The 22,452-nt window shown below is 51.8% G+C and carries 18 protein-coding genes; 9 read left to right on the forward strand and 9 right to left on the reverse strand.

Features of this window, described 5'->3' with window-relative positions; genetic code table 11:
* Nucleotides 1–7 precede the first annotated feature (7 nt).
* From atpG to atpC, 3 genes are all read left to right on the forward strand, one after another.
* Complete coding sequence (gene atpG, locus JW984_10165; protein MBN1573547.1) at nucleotides 8–868, forward strand: ATP synthase F1 subunit gamma; 861 nt, start codon at nucleotides 8–10, stop codon at nucleotides 866–868.
* A gap of 313 nt (nucleotides 869–1,181) precedes the next feature.
* Nucleotides 1,182–2,585, forward strand: coding sequence for a F0F1 ATP synthase subunit beta (gene atpD, locus JW984_10170; GenBank protein ID MBN1573548.1), 1,404 nt, complete (start codon nucleotides 1,182–1,184; stop codon nucleotides 2,583–2,585).
* A gap of 263 nt (nucleotides 2,586–2,848) precedes the next feature.
* Nucleotides 2,849–3,259, forward strand: coding sequence for an ATP synthase F1 subunit epsilon (gene atpC / locus JW984_10175; protein ID MBN1573549.1), 411 nt, complete (start codon nucleotides 2,849–2,851; stop codon nucleotides 3,257–3,259).
* A gap of 500 nt (nucleotides 3,260–3,759) precedes the next feature.
* On the opposite strand, the gene JW984_10180 is transcribed toward atpC, so the two are convergent.
* Together JW984_10180 and JW984_10185 are read right to left on the reverse strand one after the other, a co-directional pair.
* Nucleotides 3,760–5,283, reverse strand: coding sequence for a YifB family Mg chelatase-like AAA ATPase (locus JW984_10180; protein ID MBN1573550.1), 1,524 nt, complete (start codon nucleotides 5,281–5,283; stop codon nucleotides 3,760–3,762).
* Between the two features lie 9 nt (nucleotides 5,284–5,292).
* Nucleotides 5,293–5,754, reverse strand: a complete 462-nt coding sequence (locus tag JW984_10185) for a cyclic nucleotide-binding domain-containing protein (protein ID MBN1573551.1) — start codon at nucleotides 5,752–5,754, stop codon at nucleotides 5,293–5,295.
* 153 nt (nucleotides 5,755–5,907) lie between these two features.
* Here JW984_10185 and JW984_10190 point away from each other — a divergent pair, with 153 nt between their 5' ends.
* Complete coding sequence (locus JW984_10190) at nucleotides 5,908–6,495, forward strand: hypothetical protein (GenBank protein ID MBN1573552.1); 588 nt, start codon at nucleotides 5,908–5,910, stop codon at nucleotides 6,493–6,495.
* A 628-nt stretch (nucleotides 6,496–7,123) separates the two neighbouring features.
* On the opposite strand, the gene JW984_10195 is transcribed toward JW984_10190, so the two are convergent.
* From JW984_10195 to JW984_10205, 3 genes are all read right to left on the reverse strand, one after another.
* Complete coding sequence (locus tag JW984_10195; protein ID MBN1573553.1) at nucleotides 7,124–8,269, reverse strand: glycosyltransferase; 1,146 nt, start codon at nucleotides 8,267–8,269, stop codon at nucleotides 7,124–7,126.
* 147 nt (nucleotides 8,270–8,416) lie between these two features.
* Nucleotides 8,417–9,847 (reverse strand): aromatic ring hydroxylase, encoded by a 1,431-nt coding sequence (locus tag JW984_10200; GenBank protein ID MBN1573554.1) that lies wholly within the window; start codon nucleotides 9,845–9,847, stop codon nucleotides 8,417–8,419.
* 191 nt (nucleotides 9,848–10,038) lie between these two features.
* Nucleotides 10,039–10,359 carry a hypothetical protein gene (locus tag JW984_10205; GenBank protein ID MBN1573555.1) on the reverse strand — a complete coding sequence of 107 codons (321 nt, stop codon included), beginning with the start codon at nucleotides 10,357–10,359 and terminating at the stop codon, nucleotides 10,039–10,041.
* Nucleotides 10,360–10,750: 391 nt separating this feature from the next.
* On the opposite strand from JW984_10205, the gene JW984_10210 reads away from it, so the two are divergent.
* The 5 genes from JW984_10210 to JW984_10230 all read left to right on the forward strand — a co-directional run bounded on the left by JW984_10210 (nucleotide 10,751) and on the right by JW984_10230 (nucleotide 16,212).
* Nucleotides 10,751–11,662: an ABC transporter ATP-binding protein gene (locus JW984_10210; GenBank protein MBN1573556.1), complete on the forward strand. Its 912-nt coding sequence runs from the start codon at nucleotides 10,751–10,753 to the stop codon at nucleotides 11,660–11,662.
* Nucleotides 11,659–12,471, forward strand: coding sequence for an ABC transporter permease (locus JW984_10215; GenBank protein ID MBN1573557.1), 813 nt, complete (start codon nucleotides 11,659–11,661; stop codon nucleotides 12,469–12,471). The genes JW984_10210 and JW984_10215 overlap by 4 nt, the downstream gene beginning before the upstream one ends.
* 241 nt (nucleotides 12,472–12,712) lie before the next feature.
* Nucleotides 12,713–14,209 carry a DnaJ domain-containing protein gene (locus JW984_10220; protein ID MBN1573558.1) on the forward strand — a complete coding sequence of 499 codons (1,497 nt, stop codon included), beginning with the start codon at nucleotides 12,713–12,715 and terminating at the stop codon, nucleotides 14,207–14,209.
* 12 nt (nucleotides 14,210–14,221) lie between these two features.
* Nucleotides 14,222–15,139 carry a branched-chain amino acid transaminase gene (locus tag JW984_10225; GenBank protein MBN1573559.1) on the forward strand — a complete coding sequence of 306 codons (918 nt, stop codon included), beginning with the start codon at nucleotides 14,222–14,224 and terminating at the stop codon, nucleotides 15,137–15,139.
* Between the two features lie 173 nt (nucleotides 15,140–15,312).
* Entirely contained in the window at nucleotides 15,313–16,212 is a 900-nt protein-coding gene (locus JW984_10230) for an MBL fold metallo-hydrolase (protein ID MBN1573560.1), read from the forward strand.
* A 462-nt stretch (nucleotides 16,213–16,674) separates the two neighbouring features.
* Here the strand turns inward: JW984_10230 and alaS are convergent, their stop codons facing one another.
* The 4 genes from alaS to recA form a co-directional block, all read right to left on the reverse strand.
* On the reverse strand, nucleotides 16,675–19,317 hold the full coding sequence (gene alaS / locus JW984_10235; GenBank protein MBN1573561.1) for an alanine--tRNA ligase: 2,643 nt from the start codon (nucleotides 19,315–19,317) through the stop codon (nucleotides 16,675–16,677).
* A 464-nt stretch (nucleotides 19,318–19,781) separates the two neighbouring features.
* Entirely contained in the window at nucleotides 19,782–20,252 is a 471-nt protein-coding gene (locus JW984_10240; GenBank protein MBN1573562.1) for a regulatory protein RecX, read from the reverse strand.
* The gene (locus tag JW984_10245) at nucleotides 20,253–21,419 is read right to left on the reverse strand and encodes a type IV pilus twitching motility protein PilT (GenBank protein ID MBN1573563.1); all 1,167 of its coding nucleotides are present in this window, start codon (nucleotides 21,417–21,419) and stop codon (nucleotides 20,253–20,255) included.
* A complete protein-coding gene (gene recA, locus JW984_10250; protein MBN1573564.1) occupies nucleotides 21,406–22,446 on the reverse strand; it encodes a recombinase RecA in 1,041 nt (346 codons plus the stop codon). The genes JW984_10245 and recA overlap by 14 nt, the downstream gene beginning before the upstream one ends.
* Between the last annotated feature and the right edge of the window lie 6 nt (nucleotides 22,447–22,452).

The following is a 22,452-nucleotide window of genomic DNA, read 5'->3' on the forward strand; positions in this document are numbered from 1 at the left end:
CAACCCTATGGCGAATCTCAAAGACATACGAAAACGAATCCTATCTGTAAAAAGCACCCAGCAGATCACGAGCGCCATGAAGATGGTCGCCGCCGCAAAGCTCAAAAAGGCTCAGGATAGGATAGAGAAGGCAAGACCCTACGCCGATAAGATGATGGAGGTGCTGGCGAGCATCGCGCTGAGAACCAGCCCGGATGCTCATCCCCTCCTGAAGAAAAGACCCGCGGAGAAGGTGATGCTTGTCATCCTGACCTCCGATAAGGGACTCTGTGGAGCCTTCAACCAGAATATCATCAAATCGACCGAGCTGTTCGTCAGGGAGAACAGGAAGAGATATTCCGATATTCAATTTACGATCATCGGTAAAAAAGGATACGACTACTTCAAAAAAAGAGACATTCAAATATACAGAGACTTCGTGGGATTTTCGGGAAACGTCGATTTCGAGCTGGCGGGCAATATCTCCTCCGATATAAAGACCAGGTTTCTGTCGGGTATGGTCGACGAAATATACCTAATGTACAACAGGTTCCTTTCCGTAATGAGCCAGAAGATCGTCTTCGATCGGATCATCCCTATCGTCCCCCTTAAGGTGCCCGATGGTGAGTTGGCCCTCGAACATATCTTCGAGCCTTCCGAAACGGAGATATTGGACGATATCTTGGCGAAAAACATCGTGATTCAGGTTTTCAGGGCCCTCCTTGAATCGGAGGCCTCCGAGCTGGGAGCAAGGATGACCGCAATGGACAGCGCCACATCCAACGCCGATGAGATGATCGAAAAGCTTACCTTAAAGTACAATCGCGCCCGCCAGGAGACTATTACCAAAGAGCTTATTGAGATTGTAGGGGGGGCTGAGGCGCTTTAAACTTTTAGGAAACCCGAACTTTCGGGTACAAGAGATCTTTTTGGCTTAATCGTTGTCGGGAATCATGAAGAGAGGTTAATATAATCATTTAACGATAAAGTGGTGCAAACCGGTTTTAATGGGGCTTCGAAAGGCAACTTAAATGTATTTTTGGTTATATAACTTTTTATCCAAAAGTAAAGGAAGCTTTTTCCTCCACTAAAAAGTTGTTCGGTGCTTTTTTAGGATTTGAAATTTGTGCTGTTTTCTTATATTGTTTTCAAATTCTTTTGCATATTCAAGTTACGTTGGCTAAGGAGGGCGCTGTTTAGATATGAACCAAGGTAAAGTTATTCAGGTTATTGGTCCTGTTGTGGACTTATTTTTTCCGGATAAGCTTCCGGAAATATATACAGCCGTCAGGTTGACCAACCCCTCCATCGACGATAGAGAGGGAAATCTGGTGGTTGAGGTCTCACAGCATCTGGGCGACAATGTCGTCCGTTGCATAGCAATGGACAGCACGGAAGGCCTTGTCAGGGGAATGGTCGGCATCGACACCGGAGAGCATATAACCGTTCCCGTAGGGGAAGGCACTTTGGGCAGGATTATGAACGTGGTCGGGGAACCGGTGGACGAGCTCGGCCCCATCAATACAAAAGAGCGGTGGCCCATCCACCGCCCGACTCCTGAATTTGTCGAACAGGACGTTTCCGTCGATGCCTTCGAGACCGGAATCAAGGTCGTCGACCTTTTAGCTCCATACCCGAAAGGGGGAAAGGTAGGTCTCTTCGGCGGCGCCGGTGTGGGCAAGACCGTCTTCATCATGGAGCTTATCCACAACATAGCCGTTCACCACGGTGGATTTTCCATTTTTGCGGGTGTCGGCGAGAGGACAAGGGAAGGAAACGACCTCTGGCTCGAAATGAAGGAAAGCAAGGTCATCGATAAGGCGGCCTTGGTCTACGGCCAGATGAACGAGCCCCCAGGAGCGAGGGCAAGGGTCGCCCTCTCCGCCCTTACCGTCTCCGAGTACTTCCGGGACGTGGAGGGACAGGATGTTCTCCTCTTCATAGACAACATCTTCAGATTCACCCAGGCGGGCAGCGAGGTCTCGGCCCTTCTGGGACGTATGCCTTCCGCCGTCGGCTATCAACCCACCCTCGCAACGGAGATGGGAGAACTGCAGGAGAGGATCACCTCAACCAGCAAAGGCTCCATCACCTCGGTACAGGCCATCTACGTCCCTGCCGACGACCTTACCGACCCGGCGCCCGCAACAACGTTCGCCCACCTCGACGCCACTACGGTCCTCTCAAGGCAGATCTCGGAGCTTGGTATATATCCCGCCGTCGATCCCCTCGACTCCACATCGAGGATTCTGGATCCCCAGGTTGTGGGCGAGGAACACTATAAAGTGACAAGAGACGTTCAGCTCGTCCTTCAAAAATATAAGGACCTTCAGGACATCATCGCCATTCTCGGTATGGACGAGCTCTCCGAAGATGACAAGCTCGTCGTCTCTAGAGCCAGAAAGATCCAAAGATTCCTCTCCCAGCCGTTTTTCGTCGCCGAGGAATTTACTGGTACTCCGGGTAAGTACGTCCCCCTCGAAGAGACCATACGCGGATTCAAGGAAGTCGTCGATGGAAAGCATGACGATATCCCGGAGCAGGCGTTCTATATGGTCGGCGGGATAGAGGAGGTCATCGAAAGGGCAAAGACTCTCTCCGGGTAATCCCAGCCTCCAAAAGAGGGGAGGCAGGGACTAATACATGGGGGGGAGGTTCTAATAAAAGGGGGGTAGGGGCTGATAGAAGGAGGGCAGGGTTTGATACATGGAGGGGCAGGATTTTATACAAGTGGGAGAGTTGATGTGAGAGGTGCGTGGTCTGATGCGATAGGGCAATGTCTGATGGAAGGGGGCAGGGTCTGATAGAAGGGAAGGCTTTTTAACTACTAATTGGATATTTATCCTAAACCCTTAGGGGAAAAAAAGAGATGGGAATCCAACTTGATATAATTACTCCTGACAGGATCGTCGCCAGCGAGGAGGTGGATAAAGTCGTATGCCCGGGTATCGACGGGGAGTTCGGAGTGCTTCCGGGCCACGTCGGTTTGATGACGAAGCTCAGGATCGGCGAGGTCAATTATTACGGAATCGACACCAAAAGGGAACACTATCTGGTGGTAACCACCGGCTACGTCGAAGTAACAAAAGACAAGGTAACTATCCTCCCCGATTGGTGCATAAGATCAAGGGATATAGACAAAGTCCAGACGGAAATCGACCTCAACAAGGCCGAGGATATAATAAATAACGCCGAAAAGGAAACCGAGGAGTATATTAAGGCGAAGGATGATTATCTCCTTGCCAAGGCCATCCTAAAACTCTGGGATAAGATAGGATAAGGGCCGCCCCTGTCGGCAAGCGAACGATATATGGGAGACATGGGGGGAAGAAGGGGCAGGGAGAAATACGATTGGGCACGTAGGGTATGATGGGGCAAGGAGAATACGATAATAAACAGTAGATGCTTAACCTCATCCCTTTTTTCTTATCTAAATACTTTTTTCACAATAATTCCCTAAATCTATATCCCCGACCTTTGAATTTAACCTCGGTTCACGATGTAGACACGCCACCCAATTTTACCAACATCGCGGCTTTCACCATTTATCTGAAAATCCCTCTTCTACCATGTAATCCACTGCCGCCGCCGAAAAGGGCCGCTGTCCTTAGTTCAATTGATCCTTCCTGAAGTACTTCTTATTCCCTCGTACTCTAAAGCCCTGATCGCTGCTTAGTTTTTTGCTGGGCAGGGCCCTATTTGTACTTTAAACAGAGGGCCTCTCTTTTCGGCCGATGATTTTTGGCCGTTCCGTCCGGTACAATGGAAACCTTCCACCGACTAAAAGACATCCCGATCCAGACTCCTGTACTGGACCGCCTCGGCCAGATGTGAGGGCGTTATATCTTTTTCACCGCCGAGGTCCGCTATGGTCCTCGACACCTTGATAATTCTCGTGTACGCCCGGGCGGAGAGGTTCAGCCTGTTCATTACCTTTTCGAGGAAGCCCCTGCACTCGGAAGAGAGTGGTGCAAAGAGCTCCAGGTCCCTCTGGGGCATCCCGGAGTTGAAGAAGTAGGGGCGATCCTTGAACCTCTCGTACTCTATCTTGCGGACGGCGTTGATCCTGTCTCTGATCGACGCCGAACTCTCGGACGGCTTCTCCGCAAGCTCCCTGTATTTCACCGCAGGCACCTCGATGTGGATGTCTATCCTGTCCATGAGTGGTCCCGAGATCCTCTGCCTGTACTGCCTGACGCGGTTAAGGTTACAGGTACACTCGTTGTTTCTATCCCCGAAATAACCGCAGGGGCAGGGATTCATCGCGGCGATAAGCATAAATCGTGATGGATAAGTAATGCTCGTTAAGGCTCTGGATATAGTAACCTTTCCATCCTCCAGGGGCTGCCGCAGCACCTCGAGGGCGTTCTTCTTGAACTCCGGTATCTCGTCCAAGAAGAGCACTCCGTTATGGGCAAGGCTCACCTCCCCCGGATTCGGGATGTTGCCGCCCCCGATGAGCCCCACATCGGATATGGTGTGGTGGGGAGACCTGAAGGGCCTCGTGGCAATTATGGGCTTCCCGTCCATCTTTCCCGCGATGCTGTGGATCTTCGTTGTCTCCAGCGACTCCTCGAAGCTCATCTCCGGCAGGATGCTCGACACCCTTTGGGCGAGCATGCTCTTCCCCGCCCCGGGCGGCCCTATCATGATGAGATTGTGTCCGCCGGCGGAGGCGACCTCGAGAGCCCGTTTTGCGTGGCTCTGGCCCCTCACCTCCGAGAAATCAACCCCGTACTCCTTGTTCTCGTTGAATATCTCGTCGCGATTTACCCTCTTGGGCGGTATCGAAAGCTCCCCCCTGAGAAAGCCCACCCCCTCCTCGAGGCGTTTTATCGGTATTACGTCGATTCCCTCCACGAAGGCCGCCTCCTCGGCGTTACCGTCGGCGACCATAATGCCGGAAAATCCCCCCTCCCTCGCCGCCAGCGCCATAGGCAAAATGCCGTTTATCGATTTCAGGCCTCCATCGAGGGAGAGCTCGCCTACAAGGATATATTTGAGGGGTGTGTCCTTTGGGATCTCTCCCGAGGCCGCAAGGATGGCGATCGCCATCGGCAAGTCAAACGCCGACCCCTCCTTCTTAATATAGGCGGGGGCGAGGTTGACCGTAATCTTCTTTTGCGGAAAATCGAATCCTGAATTTTTTACGGCGGCCTTGATCCTGTCCTTGCTCTCCTTTACGGCGGCATCCGGAAGCCCCACGGTGGAAAAGAGGGGCAAGCCGCCGGCAAGATCAACCTCCACGTCCACAACGTAGGCGTCAATCCCCAAGACCGCGCTGCTCTTTACAAGAGAAAGCATAAGTGTGGATTAAAAATTCCCTGCCATGTGAAGAAAGGCCTTGATCTTCTCGTTGGTCTCCCTCAGACGTGAGGAAAAGGTTCTTACAAAGGCCCACAAAATCTTGTACGCTATGTCCTTGTCAAAAAAGAGGAGGTCGTCGAAGTCCTTCTTCGAAATCACGAGAAGCTCGGTATCTTCGTGTACTATCAGATCGGCGGACCTCGGGGCGTCATCTATAAGGGCCATCTCACCGAAGTACTCCCCCTTTTCGAGGATTGTCAACGCCTCCTCTCCTGCCCCGCCTATGGCCTGGCTCACCCTGACGGAACCGGTGCGTATGATATAGAATTTATCACCCTTGTCCCCTTCCTTAAACAGGGCGTGGTCCTTCGGGAATTTTTCCTCCGACACTATCCCTGCAACCTTTGTGAGCTCTTCGTCGTTAAGGTCTTCAAACAGATAAATACTCTTAAGAATCTCTGCTTCCATTCAAACACCTCATAATTACAAATAACGTATATCAGAGACTTGCCCTTAATACAATGTAAAAAAACGGCTTTTGCATAAAAAATGGTGGCGACGAAGATAAAATTTTGACTTTACACCAACTTTTTCCTCTGTTATATTTGTTTTATGGAACCGATGGAGCAAATCAGACTCTTGGAGGCAAAGCTCGCGGATCTCAAGGTGGAATACGACAAGTACTTTTCCGGCGTTGAGAAGATTGAGCCCACCAAGCTCAAAGGCGAGGTCCAGAAAATCGTCCGGCGCCTGAGCACCCTCTACATCAACAACACTGCAATTCGGTTCAGGAAAGACAACATAATTGCCCAATACAACTCCTACAACCAGTACTGGAACAGGATATTGAGGCAGATCGAAGAGGGGACCTATGTTAGGGACATCTTCAAGGCGGACTACAGGGACAGGTTAAAATCGATTAACTCCCAGACAGGCCGCCCCCCCTCCGAAGGGGGCGGGATGCCGGGGGGAAGAGCGGCCCGACCGTCCGGTTCAGGACCGAGGGAGTTCGAGGGCGTATTCTCAAGCCTCATAAAAACGAAAGAGAGGCTCGGGGAATCCACCGTCAACATCGACTACAACGTCCTCTCGTCAAACCTGAAGAAGCAGTCCGACGCGATAATGAAGAAGTACAAGGTCTCCCGGGTTGATTTCACCGTGGAGGAAAAAGACGGCAAGGCGATTATAAAGGCGCTTCCCAAGAAATAGTATTATTTCCTCCCCCCCTTTCCCTCTTTGTCTCTTTCCCTCTTCGGCTCTCCCTTTTATATATTATCCTCTGACTCTCACTTTTTTATAAGCTTAAAGGACATTCCGCATCCCACCTGCTATTTCAGGTCGCATCCTTTCGTGCTTCCACCCGTCGTGGGCTGTTGTTTCCGAGATACAACTGCGTTTTCCCAATCCGTTTACGGCCCGAAACCGCATCCCCTCGGCTCAAAACACTTATTGCCCCGCCTTATCCCGCAGTTCACCGCCCCCCCAAACACTAACCAATCCACGGACCCACCGACCTTCATGTACTTTAACTGTCTAAAAAAATGTGTAATCTATCTTCTCTCATCCCCATTGAAACCGAGAAACATCGAAGCCTTTTTTTAGCTAAATTTTATTTCCCGGCCGTCGTCTGAAACTGAAATCTCGATATATAAAAACAGGTGTTTCCTTAAAAATACAGCATAATTAGACATTTTTCTTTTCACATGTATTAATATCGGCCGCCGACCATAACGATTTTCAGCGACCCGACACCACAAATATGACCGCGAGCAAGGGACCCGAATTAGTATCTACAATAGCATTACGTCCCGGCTAAAAAAATTTTTCCAACCCCCGTTTACGACAGGTGAATCGTCCTGTCCTTCCAGACTATCCCCTGCTTGCTCATCACAACGAGCATCGCCCTTATGAACATCCCGACCCAGATGAGGGCTCCCAGTGGTAGAAATATTGCCTCGCCGAAGGTCAGTCCGAAGTTGCCCACGGCGGTCACAAACATGATGATTCCGAGCAGTATTTGTACTATCGGGGCGATAAGCTGGAGCCCCGAAAAATCCGCCGTGAAGGGGAGCACCAGGATTTTAATTGCCGGATAGACGAAAATGGCGAAATAGAGAAGGGCAAGGAGCATCGACGCGATGATCGATCTGTTCGCCATCGAGTACAGGTATCTGGTAAGCCCCTCCCAGAGCTCGGGTGGCTTGCCGTGAACCTTCGCCTTCGCCAGGGATGCCCCGGAGAGGAGGCGTATCTTCCCCCCTTTTTTCTTCATGGCCCTGGCCAGCGCCACTCCTTCCCTTATACTCTCGCTCCCGGAGCTATGCCCGCCTATCTTCTTGTATGCCTCCCTTTCTATCATCATGCACTGTCCGTGGGCGTAGGCGGCAAGGGGCTCCCAGGGCCAATCCATGGCGTAGGAGGGAAAGAGCAGAAAGAGGTGAAAATATTTAAAGGGCGCTAAAATTCCCTCGATAAATCCTTCTTTTGTCTGAAAGGGGATCATAGAGACTATCCCAGCGCTCCTCTTTTTCGCCGCGGACACCATCATCGACAGCGCCTTCCTGTTCAAGACCACGTCCGCGTCCATGAAGAGGAGGTATTTCCCCCGGGAGACCTGGGCAGCCTGAAAGGAGGCGTAAGGCTTTCCAATCCAGTGGGGGGCGATCTCCCTCCCCCGTGCCAGCCTGAATCGGTCATTCCTTGAGGCGATCTCGTTTGCCAGCTGGAGGGTTTTATCGGTGGAGGCGTCGTCCACGACGATTACCTCGAATCGGGGGTGATCCTGGGCCGCCAGTGCGTTGAGACACGCCTTTATATTTTTTGCCTCGTTCCTCGTCGGGATAAGGACCGAGACCGAGGGCAAGGCGTCCCTCCCGAGGTTTTCCTCGGGCTCCTTAATCCTCATCTTATTCATTATGACGTTTACGAAGAGCAATACGGTCAAGACAATGAGTAATAAATCCAAAAATGATGCATATTCCATATTAATCCCCGGAATTTCCCTTTTTTACTATTTTTCTCAATAATAACCCAAAGAGGTGTTTTCGGTCAACTCTTTTTAATCTGAAACGCCTTCTCACCCCGCCGTTTTCGAAGTTTTCAGCGATGTCTTGAGGCACAAATTTTTGATTTATTGAGCTATCCCCGCAAGCTTTTTGACCAGCCGCTTCTTCTCCTCGATGTCGTACGTCCCCATGATGGCGATGTTCTCCATCACCGGGGAGCCTCCGCCGTGCACCCCGGCGTACTGCAGAACGCCCCCCAGGGCGGAGACGCTCACGTCGGAGATGAACCTGAAGCATCTATACTGGTCTTCCGCCGATACATCGTCCTTCCTCTTGATATACTTCTTCAGGAGGTGTCCCACCTCCGGGCTCAAAAACTCTTCGTCGTAGGGGAGGGTTGCGGGAAGCCCCCCGGCGAGGTCGCAGACGGTCTCGTATTCGTGATAGATGTTGAGCCCCGCGTGACGCCTCCCTACGTTGCAGTAGACCACGTTCGGTATCTGCGTCCCAGAGGGGTGCTTCGTGCTCTCCACCGCCGCGGCTATCCCCGCCGAATACGTGAGCTCCGCAACGCTCACCAGCTCGGCCAATTTATCCCTGACGTGAGTCGACCTCTCTATGCCGTTGTATTCGCTGACCAGGGCCGCCGCACCCATCATGATATCGGTCACGGCCGGCTTGCAGCCGGTGTAGCTGTGCCTGTGAAATAGGGCGAAGAGGAGTGCGAGCCTTCCGCCGTACTCGGTCTCCCCGCAGAGAAAGACCCTCTCGTTCGGCACGAAGACGTCATCGAAGACAGTCAATGAATCGGCCGCCCCCAGTCTCACGTACGGGGCGTCTATCTCCGGTCTCCTCGGCCTTACTGAGGTCACCCTCGTCAGGAGCCTTACCCCCGGGGTGTCCGCGGGGACTGCGAAGGCCACGGCCCAGTCGGTCTCTTCCGGGGTCAAAAACCGCGTTGGGATCGCGATTATCTCCTCCGCGTAGGGCGCCATCGTGTTGTGGGCCTTGGCCCCTCTCACCACGATCCCGTCCTTTTTCCGCTCCACAATCCTCAAATAAAGGTCGGGGTCGGTCTGTTGATGCGGCCTTTTCGTTCTGTCTCCCTTGACGTCGCTCTGGGCGCAGCAGCCTACCATGTTGCCCTTCTGAAATCTCTTCAGAAACTCCAGGAAACGTCCGTTGTACTCCGTTCCCCTGTCCTTGTCACAGTCGTAGGTGACGGCGGAAAGGGCGTTTATCGCGTCTACCCCCATGCAGCGCTGGATACAGCTTCCGCAGTCCCGGCAGAGGATTCTCGTCATCTTCTGCTTCGCCAGAAGGTCTTCCATGCCCCGGTGTACGTGGGTGAACCGGTTTATATTCGCCCCGTCTAGGTGGGATGTGGCGGTGACGAGCTCCTTTCTCTCCGAATCTTCCTGGGCATCGAAGGTCAGGGCTATTATGTTTTTGCCCGGCTGGATCCTCGGATCGTCGCGGCCGACGACCTCACCGCCGATATAGATATTCGGTTTCAGCCCCTTTAGATCCTCGAAATATTCATCCTTGGTTCTCATAAAAAATTCCTCCTTTGATACGATTTATCTTCTATCAACAGATTCGTACCTCTTGAAAATGTCATTTAAATGTTCAATGTGATAAAAGGTGAATTTAGAGCGAGAGAAGGGAGATAGCATTTTGTCCCAGGATCATATCCACCTCCTCAGCCGTAAGCCTGTCCTCCTCGGGTCGGTCGTGACGAAGGGTATTATCCTGTCCCGGTACTTTTTGCGGCGCTGAAAACCATCTCGTTTCGCTCCTCGATGGACACCTCCCCCTCGCCGAACAGAAGGCCTGTGTCAAAGGGCAATAAGACGGTCTTGTCGATCCCCGCCTCCTTAATGGCGGCGACGTGCTTCCGGCCGTCCTTGTCGAAGCAGACGGGAAAGATGTCTTTCACCACCGTATCGACATCGGCGTCAACGTCCATCCTCTTGATGATTGGAAGCGCCATCTTCGCAAAGCCCCTCCAGTAGACCTCCGCGAAAAATCTCTCATCTACCAGACGCCCGTGGATGTCGATTGTCATTGCCCACCTTAATTATTCAGCCATTACATGAAACTTGACGCCAAAAGAAGTGAATATGTTGTCAAAAACAATGGTATTATTGGATAATTTCTTTGTCAAGCCAAAAAATAATTCACCATTTCCCCCTAATTTAGTTGATAATATAGATATAATGTTATATATTAATACAATTGTGATTAGAACTTAGTTAAAATTTCATTTGTGACATTCAACACAGACCGGCCGGCTCAATTGGATTTATAAAAGGATTTAATAAATAGGGAGGGTAATGGGCAGTTTTAAGTTTTTAATATGTTTTCCATGACTTGATGCCATGCCTGGATTTATGATGGATTCGAGAACACTTTTCGTTTCAATTGAAAAAAGTAGAAATTAGGGGGCAAAATAGAATATGAAAGCAATCAGCGCCGCAGGTCTTTTCAAGGACTACCCAAGGGTAAGGGCGTTATCGAATCTCGGTCTTCATGTTGAAGAGGGAGAGATATTCGGATTTCTCGGGCCCAACGGGGCCGGTAAGACCACGTTCGTAAAGATAATTCTGGGACTTGTATTCCCCACCGCCGGGGACGTCTCTGTTTTCGGTCTCCCCGTCGGGGGAAAGAAGATGAGGAGGAAGATCGGGTACCTTCCCGAGAACATGAGGCTTCACGGCTTCCTGAAGGGACACGAGTTTCTCGACCTTGCGGGAAGGCTGTACGGATTATCTTCGTCCGAGCGGAAAGAGGGGATAGATAAATACCTCGATGTCATGGGTCTTGCCGAGGCCGCCGATAGGCCGCTGAGGGAATATTCCAAGGGAATGCTTCAGCGGATAGGGATAGCCCAGGCCCTCATTCACAACCCGGAACTCCTTCTTCTGGACGAGCCCACCTCCGGTCTCGATCCAATAGGGACGAAAGAGGTTAGGGACATAATCTTGGAAGAGAAGAAGAAGGGCAAGACAGTTTTTATAAATTCCCACCTCCTCTCCGAGATTGAGCGAACCTGCAACAGAGTGGCGATCCTGAACAAGGGGAAGCTTGTCAAAACCGGAACTTTGGGCGAGCTTTCCGAAAACGTCCCCACGATTCTGGTCGAAGTGGAGGAGGGATCGCAAAAACTCCTGAAGGGATTGGAAAAGGTCTCCAAGAGTGTAAGGGTCGATGGCAATAAATACCACCTGACTCCCAAGGACAAAAACACCAAGGCCGCAATCCCCGAGATAATCGTCAAAGCGGAGGCCAGGCTGGTTACCATCTCCGAGGAGAGGGAATCGCTTGAGGATATTTTCTATCGTGTAGTAAAACAGGAGGGGGGAAATTGAAACAGATACTCGCTATTGCAGGCAACACTATCAAGGAAGGATTGAGAAACAAGCTGTTCTATATCCTCCTCGGCATCGCTCTCCTCTTTCTGCTGTTGGCCCGTGGGTGTATGTCCGGTGATATGCAGATCCAATCTAGGCAGCTCACCCCTAATGAGGTTGCGGCCTTTGGAACCGTAATGGGCTTTCACGTTATAATTTTTTGGGGACTCACCCTGGCGGGGCTTCTCTCCATGGGGGCGCTTTTGGGGGATATCGAGACGGGCGTAATTACGGTCTTCATCTCTAAGCCGATCTCCCGCTTCCAGTATCTCATGGGAAAATTTATAGGCGTATCGGCCGTTGTTCTCCTCAACATGGCTATACTGGGAACGGGATTTTTCCTCCTGGCCTACCTGAAGGCGGGGACCTGGCCGTTCGAGCTGTTTATCGCCCTCGGGATATTTACCCTGAATATCTTTATGCTGATCTCCTTCATATTCCTCGTCTCTCTTGCCACGGCAAGGATTATCGCCATGGTATTCGGGATTGTTGGCTACGTCTTCAGCATAGGGATTGACATCCCGTTTTATTTCGATGCCATCAGAAAAGGTATGGAGGAATCCGGTTCGAATGTCACGCTGATTATCGTTAAAGTACTTTACTTCGCCTTTCCCCAGTGGGGCTCGACGCAGTTTTACGCCGCGTCCTTCGTTGGCGATTTATTCGGAAATTCCGTAATGTCATTCTGGCCGGTGATTCACACCCTTGTATACACAATGTTGTTCTGGCTCCTTATGGTCCTCTTTTTCGGGAGAAAGGAATTTTAGTTCGAGATTTTTCTATCGAGGGATAAAGACTCGAACGGTGAGCGGAATCAATACCATCCATTCCTTTGATAGGAGATGAAGGGTCTGGCCTATTTTTGCCGTCTTGGGAGCTTCCGGCCCGAGCGGTTTTAAGGGGAAGTTCCTTGACCATGAAAAAACTTATTGGCAAGAATAACTAAACGGGATTTGATATATAATCTTATGTTACTTTATTTCAGATAATCGATCTTCCAAGCAGGCCATGTCATCGCAAGAAGCAACTTTTAGGGGAAATCTTAAAGATATTCCCTTCCCGAAGCTCCTCTCGGAGATTTACGGGATGGGCATCAGCGGGAACCTTACCTTGAGCAGGGGTAAGGTAAAGAAGGACATTTCCGTCAGCCGTGGAATGCCGTTAAAAATAAACTCCAACCTGCTCCAGGAAGTCCTTGGACGGTATCTCGTCAAGATCGGGAAGATCACCGAAGAGCAGTATCAAAGGACATTGAATGCCGCCTTTGAAACCAAGACGATGCACGGCGCCGTTATGGTGAATTATTCTCTCTTGACGGATGAAGAGCTTAAGAAATATTTGAGAACCCAATCGTTATATAAGCTCTTAAACCTCTTCAAATGGAATGACGGAGAGTATTCCTTTATCAAGAGGGACCTGGCCCCGAAGGGGGGCGATCTTGACGGAATATCAATGCCCACAATTATCATCAGGGGAATAAAGTGGGGCTATTCCCTCGACAGGATTATAAAGGCTATGGGGCCCTACAATAACTATTACCTGTATCCCGGCGAAAGCAAGCTCTTTTCGAAAAACATGATGGGTTTGAATCCCCAAGAGGAGTGGCTGTTAAACCAGATCGACGGAACCCGAACCGTGAGAGAGACCATCCAGATGTCGCCTTTGGAGTTCATCGAATCAAACAAGCTCCTCTACGCGTCGATAATAATGCACATACTCGACGTAAAACAGTCTCCGACACCCTCTCCTTTGAGCTTTGATAAGGCCGAAAAACAGGATGAACTATCCACAAAGATCCTCAAGAAGTATCAGAAGATGGCGAGTCAAAATTATTTCGAGGTCCTCGGGGTCGATCAGGACACTCCCCTCCCCGATATTAAGAAGGCCTATCTTCATCTCGCAAAGAAGTATCATCCCGACTCCTTCCCGCAGGATGTGCTGCCCATGGTGGAAAAAACGGTAAACAGGATCTTCGACACCGTCAACAAGGCGTACAGGGTTCTCTCAAACGAAAAGGAGAGGGATCTGTACATACGCTCCATGTCAGCCCCCGAGGAGAACATGACCGAATCGAAGCTTCAGGACGTCACAAACGCCGAGCTTCAGTTTCAAAAGGGAAAGATATATTTGAAGAAGAAGGACTACAGGAACGCAATGGAGGCCTTCAAGTGGTCGGTTAAGCTCGTTCCGGACGAGGGGGAATATCTGGCGTACCTCGGCTGGGTCCTTTTCCTGTCGGCGGAAAACAAGAAGGGGGACGACGCGGTCAGGGCCATAACGTACTTGAAAAAGGCCGCGGCATTGAATCCCTCCATCGAAAGCCCTTCCATCTTCCTTGGGATTATCTACAAGGTTCAGAATCTGAAAGACGTGGCTATACTCCAGTTTAAAAAGGCCCTGGAGATCAATCCCGACTCCATCGAGGCGCGGCGGGAGCTAAAGGCCATCGGTATCATAAAATCAAGAGAAGAACATAGAGGATTATTTGGTAAAAGGAAAAAATAATGGAGTTTTTATATGGTTGACAAAGTTTCCAAAATATGGATGGACGGTAAGCTTATCCCGTGGGAGGAGGCCAACGTCCATATTCTTACCCACACACTGCATTACGGCCTTGGTGTTTTTGAGGGCATCCGCTGTTACAAGTGCAGCGACGGGAGATCGGCCATCTTCAGGTTGAGGGAGCACGTCGATCGGCTTTTCGGATCGGCCAAGATCTCCTTCATCGACATCCCGTACTCTGAGGATGATATCGCCGAAGCCGTTATTGAGACGCTCAAGGTAAACAATATGGAAGAAGGCTACATAAGGCCCATCGTCTTTATCGGCGACGGAGCCATGGGCGTTCACCCGCAGAAAAATCCCATAAGGACGGCCATAGTAGTCTGGAAGTGGGGCGCTTACCTGGGTGACGACGGTCTCTCGAAGGGGATCAGGGTAAAAACCTCCTCCTTTACCAGACACCACGTAAATACAAGCATGACGAAATCCAAGACCTGCGGTTACTACGTCAACTCCATACTTGCAAAGCTCGAAGTCACAAAGGCCGGCTACGACGAGGCATTAATGCTCGACACGGAGGGATATGTCTCCGAGGGGAGCGGCGAAAATATTTTTATCGCGAAAGGGAACAAGATCAAGACCCCGCCCCTGACATCCATCTTGAACGGAATAACGAGGGACGCCATCATTACCCTGGCCGAAGAATTGGGCTATAAAATGAAGGAAGAGAGGTTTACCAGAGACGAGCTGTATACGGCGGATGAGGCCTTTTTTACGGGAACGGCGGCGGAGGTCACTCCCATAAGGGAGATCGACGACAGGGCTATCGGAAATGGGACCGCCGGCCCGATAACCAAAAAGCTCCAAAAAGTCTTTTTCGATTCGGCCATGGGTAAAGACAAGAAGCACGAAAGCTGGCTCACTTACCTTTAATACTTTTGAGTACGAGCCGAGGGGGGGAGCGTGACATTTCACATTAAAGTACTTACAGGTACTTTTATTCACCTCTTGGGACCTTCGGACCCGAAAGTTGTGTTTAATAGAAGATATTTTGACTTATCTCAAAGGGGTGGACTGACGCCCCATTTTTTTTGACGGAAGACAGGATGACATTGGAGGAGATCCGCTTCGGACCCGTAGTGCTGATCCCGGGAGATAATCTTGGAAGATACCCCTACTGCCACTCCCTCTACATAGAAGGGGAAACGAGGGTGATAATCGATCCGGCGTCAAACCGGGGGCGTCTTGCCGAACTAAAAAAAGGCCCCGGCGTCGATCAGGTCTGGCTCTCCCACTACCACGAGGACCACTTTACCCACCTGGATCTCTTCTCCGACACCGAGCTCTGGATGTCGGACCTGGACGCCCCCGCCGTGGAGGACACGGAAACACTCCTCTATTTCTACGAGCTTGACAAAAGCGACAAGCACGATCTCTGGGTAAATTATTTGGTCGACTTTTTCAATTACGCGCCCCGAAAGGTGGAAGGCCGATTTGAGGGCAACGACGACGTCGAGGTCGACCTCGGAGGCATAACGGTCAGGGTCATACCTACCCCGGGCCACACCGCCGGCAATCTATCTTTTTTCTTTGAAGATCTGGGCCTGCTCTTCATCGGGGATTACGACCTTCAGAGGTTCGGCCCCTGGTACGGCGACAGGTACTCGAGCATAGATGAGACGATAGAGTCCATAAACAAGCTCAGGGAGATCCCAGCGAAGGTCTGGATTCCATCCCACGGTAAAGACATTTACGACTCCGATCCGGGGGAGCTCTGGGACAGGTACCTCTCCGTCATTGATACGAGGGAGTTTAAGCTTCTCGATCTTTTGTCCGAGCCGCACACGATGCAGGAGATAGTGGATACAAGGATCGTCTATAAGAAGTCTTTGGAGCCGAAGCTCTTCTTCGATTTCGGAGAGTGGGCATTGATGAAGAAGCACCTGGAGAAGCTCGTAAATATGGGGTCTGTAAAGGAGGAAAATGGCCGATTTGTGAGAATATAGTAACGACCCAGTGTCCTTCCTTCTCTTGAAGAGACGTGATATTTTAAATTTAGATTGCAGTAAGATTCCCTCCCTTTGCGGCTTTATTCTCCCGCCTCTTTCCCGTTGCGATTTCAGTTCAACCGTTGACCCCATCGCAAAACGTTGTCACTTATAAACAACCGGCTAGCCCCTGTCGTCTTCGAGCGACCTCGATCAGAACAGGCTTATCCCGCCCCCCGTTCAACTTTTCTCCCGTTCAACCCTGCTGAAAATCTCTCCCCAACAGCTCATCAACCCGCTATTTTGACATATCAAATAAGCCTTCCCTTCCCGCAAAGCTCAATTAGATGATAACAGAAACCCGTAATCCCCCCTCCATTTTCTTCTGAATGGGCTTTCAAGAAAAAAATAACCCCCTCATTTTTCGAGGGGGCTCACGATGTCACCGTAAAATATTTGTCTGTGAGATGCAGCTCATAATCAGACACAGTCGAAGACCTTTTGTATCGCTTCTTCAACCCTGTCGCCGTTCGGGCCTCCGGCCTGGGCCATGTCGGGGCGCCCGCCGCCCTTTCCGCCGACCACCTCCGCCATCTTCTTTATGATCTCCCCCGCCTTGTATTTGTCGGTGATGTCTTTCGTTACCGAGACGAGGAGGATGGCCTTCCCGCCGGAGTTTGACCCAAGGACCACAATCCCCTTCTTGAGGCGGTCCTTTACCTTGTCGGAGAACTCCCTTAGGGACTTCGGGTCCATGTCGTCGATCACCCTGGCCACCACCTTTATCCCGTCCCTCTCTACCGCACTTTCTATCAGGTCTGAGACGGATAGGGTGGACGCCCCGCTCTTGAGCCTCTCCACCTCCTTGGTCAGCGTCTTTACCTGACTCAGGAGCTTCTCTACCCTCGTCGGGGAGTCCTTAGGGGTCGTCTTCAATAACTCGGTAATCTCCCTGATTATCGCCTCCTCTTCCCTTATATGCCTTACGGCGTTCTCTCCCGTCACGGCCTCGATTCGCCTGATGCCGGAGGCTATGGAGCCCTCGTGCACTATCTTGAATGTGCCGATCTCCCCGGTGGTGTCGGCGTGGGTGCCGCCGCAGAGCTCCATGGAGACTCCGGGGATATTGATCGTCCTCACCTCGTCGCCGTACTTCTCCCCGAAGAGGGCAATCGCTCCCGCCTCTATCGCCTTGTCGTATGGAAGGCTCTTTACGATGACTTCGTGGTTGTTTCTTATCTCCTCGTTTACAATATCCTCGACCCTGTCGAGCTCGTTCTTCGAGACCTGGCCGTAGTGGGTGTAGTCGAAGCGGAGCCTCTCCGGGGATACGAGGGAACCGGACTGTTTCACGTGGTCGCCCAGGACCTTTCTCAGCGCCGCCTGAAGTAGGTGCGTCGCGCTGTGGTTGGCCTCCGTTTTTTCCCTTAGGTTCGAGTTTACCTTGAGCGCTGCCTCGTCGCCGACCTTGACCTCCCCTTTCTTGACTATCCCCATGTGCACGATGAGGCTTCCGGCCGGATTTTCCGTCCTCACGACCTCGAATAGGGAGGATTTCGTCTCGATTGTGCCGGTGTCGCCGACCTGGCCCCCCATCTCGGCGTAGAACGGGGTTCTCTCCGTCACTATCCCCACATCATTGCCGTCCTCTCCAGATTTTACCGAGATCACCTTCTTGCCGTCTTTTATAATCGAGATCACCTTCGATTTCAGGGAGACCTCGTCGTAACCTTTGAAGGAAGTCCCAAGCCCTTCAGATACGAGCTTCATGTAAACTTCGGCGACCTTCTCGTCCCCCGACCCCTTCCAGGCGGCCTTGGACTTGTCGCGCTGTTTCGCCATCGCCTCCTCGAAGCCGCCGATGTCTATCTCTATACTCTCCCCCTTGATGATGTCCTCGGTGAGGTCGAGGGGGAATCCGTAAGTGTCGTAGAGCCTGAAGGCGACATCCCCGGACAGCACTTTTTTCTTTCCCCCCTTTGCCTTTATCTCGTCAACCTCTTCGTTTAATATCTTTAGACCCTTGTCCAGGGTCTCGATGAACTTCTCCTCCTCGGCCCTGACCACCGAGGCTATAAAAATCCTGTTCTCCCTTAACTCCGGGTAGGCCTCCGCCATGATGTCCACGACAACGTCCGCCACCCTGTACATGAAGGGATCGGAGATGCCCAGGAGCTTTCCGTGTCTCGCGGCGCGGCGCATGATCCTCCTTAGGACGTATCCCCTCCCCTCGTTTGCCGGGATTATTCCGTCCGCAACCAAAAAGGCCTGGGCGCGGCAGTGGTCGGATATTGCCCTGATCGAGATGTCCTTTTCGGCGTCTTCTCCGTATTCGGCCCCGGCTATCTCCTCCACGGCAGAGATAATCGGCGTGAAGAGGTCGGAGTCGTAGTTGCTCTTCACTCCCTGAACAACGGCCGCTATCCTCTCAAGACCCATCCCCGTGTCTATGCTCGGGGCGGGAAGCGGCGTCATCTTTCCCGACTCGTCCCTGTTGAACTGCATGAAGACAAGGTTCCATAGCTCCAGGTATCTGTCGCAGTCGCACATTCCGATTCCGCACTTGTCCCCGCAGGCCATGTCCTCGCCCTGGTCTATGTGGATCTCCGAGCAGGGGCCGCAGGGGCCTGTCTCCCCCATTGCCCAGAAGTTGTCTTTCTCCCCCATCCTGACTATTCTGTCCGCCGTAACCCCTATTTTATTCTTCCATATCTCGAAGGCCTCGTCGTCGTCCTTATAAATCGTGATCCAGAGCTTTTCCTTTTCGAGGCCCATGTCCACCGTCAGGAAATCCCAGCCGAAGAAGATGGCGTCGTCCTTGAAGTAATCGCCGAAGGAGAAGTTCCCCAGCATCTCAAAGAAGGTGTGGTGTCTCGCCGTCACACCAACGTTTTCGAGGTCGTTGTGTTTGCCGCTTACCCTCAGGCACTTCTGGGAGGACGCGGCCCTGACGAAGTCCAGCTTCTCGTCGCCTGTAAAGACGTTTTTGAACTGGACCATCCCGGCGTTTGTAAACAGCAGGGTGGGGTCGGCCTCCGGGACGAGGGACGACGACCGCACCCTCCTGTGCCCGTTATCCTCAAAGTATTTCAGAAACTTCTCTCGAATCTCGCTTCCCTTCATGATCTTAAAACCAAACCTCACTGAAAACTGAAACTTAAAAATAAAACCGGGGAGAACTCCCCAGACCTTGGAAATAAGCCTTGTATTTGTAACAAGCTTTTGCCGATTGCTGTTTTAATTAAACCGTTTCGTTATTAGTTTAATATTATAAACGGCTATCTAAAATCAAGTCATTTAGATAAATCAAATAACCTAAATGATTTGAACAGTCAATGCCTTCAATCAGGATGTGCAACGGCCGGATCAGCGTGACTATTTATCTACCCCCCTCCCTACCCCCAAAGCCTTCAATCCCTTTTTACACCCCGAATTCCACCAGGCCTCTACATGTCCCGCCCCAACCCCCCCAACCTTTCCCCAACCCCCACGACTTTTCCCCAACCCCCACGACCTTGCCCCAACCCGCCCCAACCTCGTCCCGACTTTACTCTAATATTGGTCAACCCCCCACCAACACCCCTTGCTCAGATCCTCCTTATCGCCTCCTCTATCACTTCCCAGCCGAAGCCCCTCCTCTTGAGCTTTACGATTATCTCCTCCTTGAAACCTTCCTTCAATCCTTCCCCCCTCCCCTTTTCGATCGACATCCTCTTTTCCACGAACCGCTTCGCCCCTGAAATCTCCCTTTCCAACACATCGGGACTTTCAAGCGCACCGTCCACTATCTCCCTCGAAACGCCCCTCTTTTGAAGCTCCGCCCTTATCTTCATCTTTCCCCAGGACTTTCTCACGAGCCCGTATTCGAGAAAGCGCTCCGCAAAATCAACGTCGTCGAGGTATTTATCCTCCTGAAGTCTATGCAACACATTTATCACGGCCCCTTCATCCATTCCCTTTTTTAGCAGCTTGATTTTAAGTTCATATACGCTGTGGGGGCGCCTGCCGAGGCTTTTTAACGCGGAGTCCAGTACTCTTTCTTCTTCGGCCTGATTCACCTAAAACCTGTCTATCTTGATCTCTTCATCTCCCCCCTTGTCCTCGTCCTGCTCGGAGATATCCTTGTCAAACTCGTCCCAGGTGGAATCGCTTGTGGACGAGATCCCCTTGATCCTCAGGGCGAAGTCGTCCGGGTTGGTGCTCTGGCGCATGGCCTCCTCGTACGTTATCAATCCCCTTCTGAAGAGGAACATCAGGGATTGGTCGAAGGTCTGCATCCCATGGGTGGTATATCCCTTTGAAATTGCGTCGTGAATCTCCTTTGTCTTCTCCTTGTCGGAGATGCACTCCCGAATAAGTCCCGTCGAGACCAGCACCTCCACGGCCGGGACCCTCCCCTTTCCATCGGCCCTCGGCACGAGGCGCTGGGAGACAACCCCTTTTAGGATTCCCGCAAGCTGAAATCGTATCTGCTGCTGCTGATAGGGCGGGAAGACCGAAATTATTCGGGTTATAGTCTCCGTGGCGTCCACGGTGTGGAGGGTGCTCAAGACGAGGTGCCCCGTTTCCGCCGCGGTAAGGGCCGTCTCTATCGTCTCGAAGTCCCTCATCTCCCCCACGAGGATCGTGTCCGGGTCCTGCCTCAGGGCGCTCTTCAGGGCCCCGGCGAAGTTCTGGGCGTCAAAGCCTATCTCCCGCTGGTTTATGATGCTCTTCTTGTCTCTGTGAAGAAACTCGATCGGGTCCTCTATGGTCAATATGTGACATGTCCTATTAGAGTTGATATAATCTATCATGGCGGCCAGGGTCGTGGATTTCCCCGATCCGGTTGTCCCGGTAACAAGGATCAGACCCCTCGGCTCGGACGCTATCTTTTCCAGCACGTTTGGCAGGTTGAGTTCCTGGACGTTTTTGATCTTTACCGGGATAGAGCGAAGGACGATCCCCAGCGTTCCCCTCTGTTGAAAGACATTGACCCTGAACCTCCCCAGACCAGGCACCCCGTAGGCGAGATCGACGTCGTTGGAGTCTCTGTACCTTTCCATCTGCTTCTTGTTCATGATGCTTTCCGCCATGCCCGTTATCTCGTCGGGAGTAATACGCGGGGCGTTCTTCAGCGGAAACAGGGATCCGTCTATCCTCAACACGGGCGGAAGGCCCACCTTGAGGTGAACGTCGGATGCACCCTGCTTCACGCCCACTTTCAATATCTCATTTATGTCCATCTCCTAACTCCTCCAGTGGTGGTTCGGAAATTCTCTTCTTAAGCCCGTGCTTTTCCAGCACCTTTGACTCTATAGTGTCAAAGATGTTTTTGTTTTCCTTAAGAAAGACCCGGGCGTTTTCCCTTCCCTGGCCGATCCGCTCGTCGCCGTACGAGTACCAAGTGCCGCTCTTCTCTATAAGGCCATCCTCCACCGCCAGGTCCAAGAGATCCCCCTCCTTGGAGATACCCAGACCGTAGATTATATCGAACTCCACCTCTTTAAACGGCGGGGCTATCTTGTTTTTTACCACCTTGACCTTTGTACGGTTTCCGACAACCTCCTGGCCGTCTTTCAGGGCGCCTATCCTCCTAATGTCGAGGCGTACACTGGAATAGAACTTGAGGGCGTTGCCACCGGTCGTCGTCTCCGGGCTTCCAAACAAGACGCCTATTTTCATACGGATCTGGTTTATAAATATTACGGATGTCTTCGACTTGGAGATTGAAGAAGTAAGCTTCCTCATTGCCTGGGACATGAGCCTCGCCTGAAGTCCCATGTGGGAATCTCCCATATCCCCCTCGATCTCGGCCCTTGGAACCAAGGCCGCGACCGAGTCTATAACCAGCACGTCCACGGCCCCGCTCCGAACAAGGATGTCGGTGATCTCCAGGGCCTGCTCCCCCGTGTCCGGCTGGGAGATTAACAGCTCTTCCGTGTTGATCCCCAATGCCTTGGCGTATGATATATCGAGGGCGTGTTCAGCATCGATGAAGGCCACAACGCCGCCGAGCTTTTGGGCCTCGGCTATGATATGGAGGGCGAGGGTCGTCTTGCCGGAGGCCTCCGGCCCGTATATCTCGATTATTCTCCCCCGGGGAATTCCACCCACTCCCAGGGCAATATCTAGACCGATGGAGCCGGTGGGTATTACCGGCACAGCGGCGATCTCGCCGCCCTCGCCGAGCTTCATTATCGCCCCCTTGCCATACTGCTTTTCTATCTGAGACAAAGCCAGGTTCAATGATTTCTCTTTTCTCTCATCCAATGCCAT

Source organism: Candidatus Zymogenus saltonus (assembly GCA_016929395.1).
In the GTDB taxonomy this organism is placed as follows: Bacteria; Desulfobacterota; Zymogenia; order Zymogenales; family Zymogenaceae; genus Zymogenus; species Zymogenus saltonus.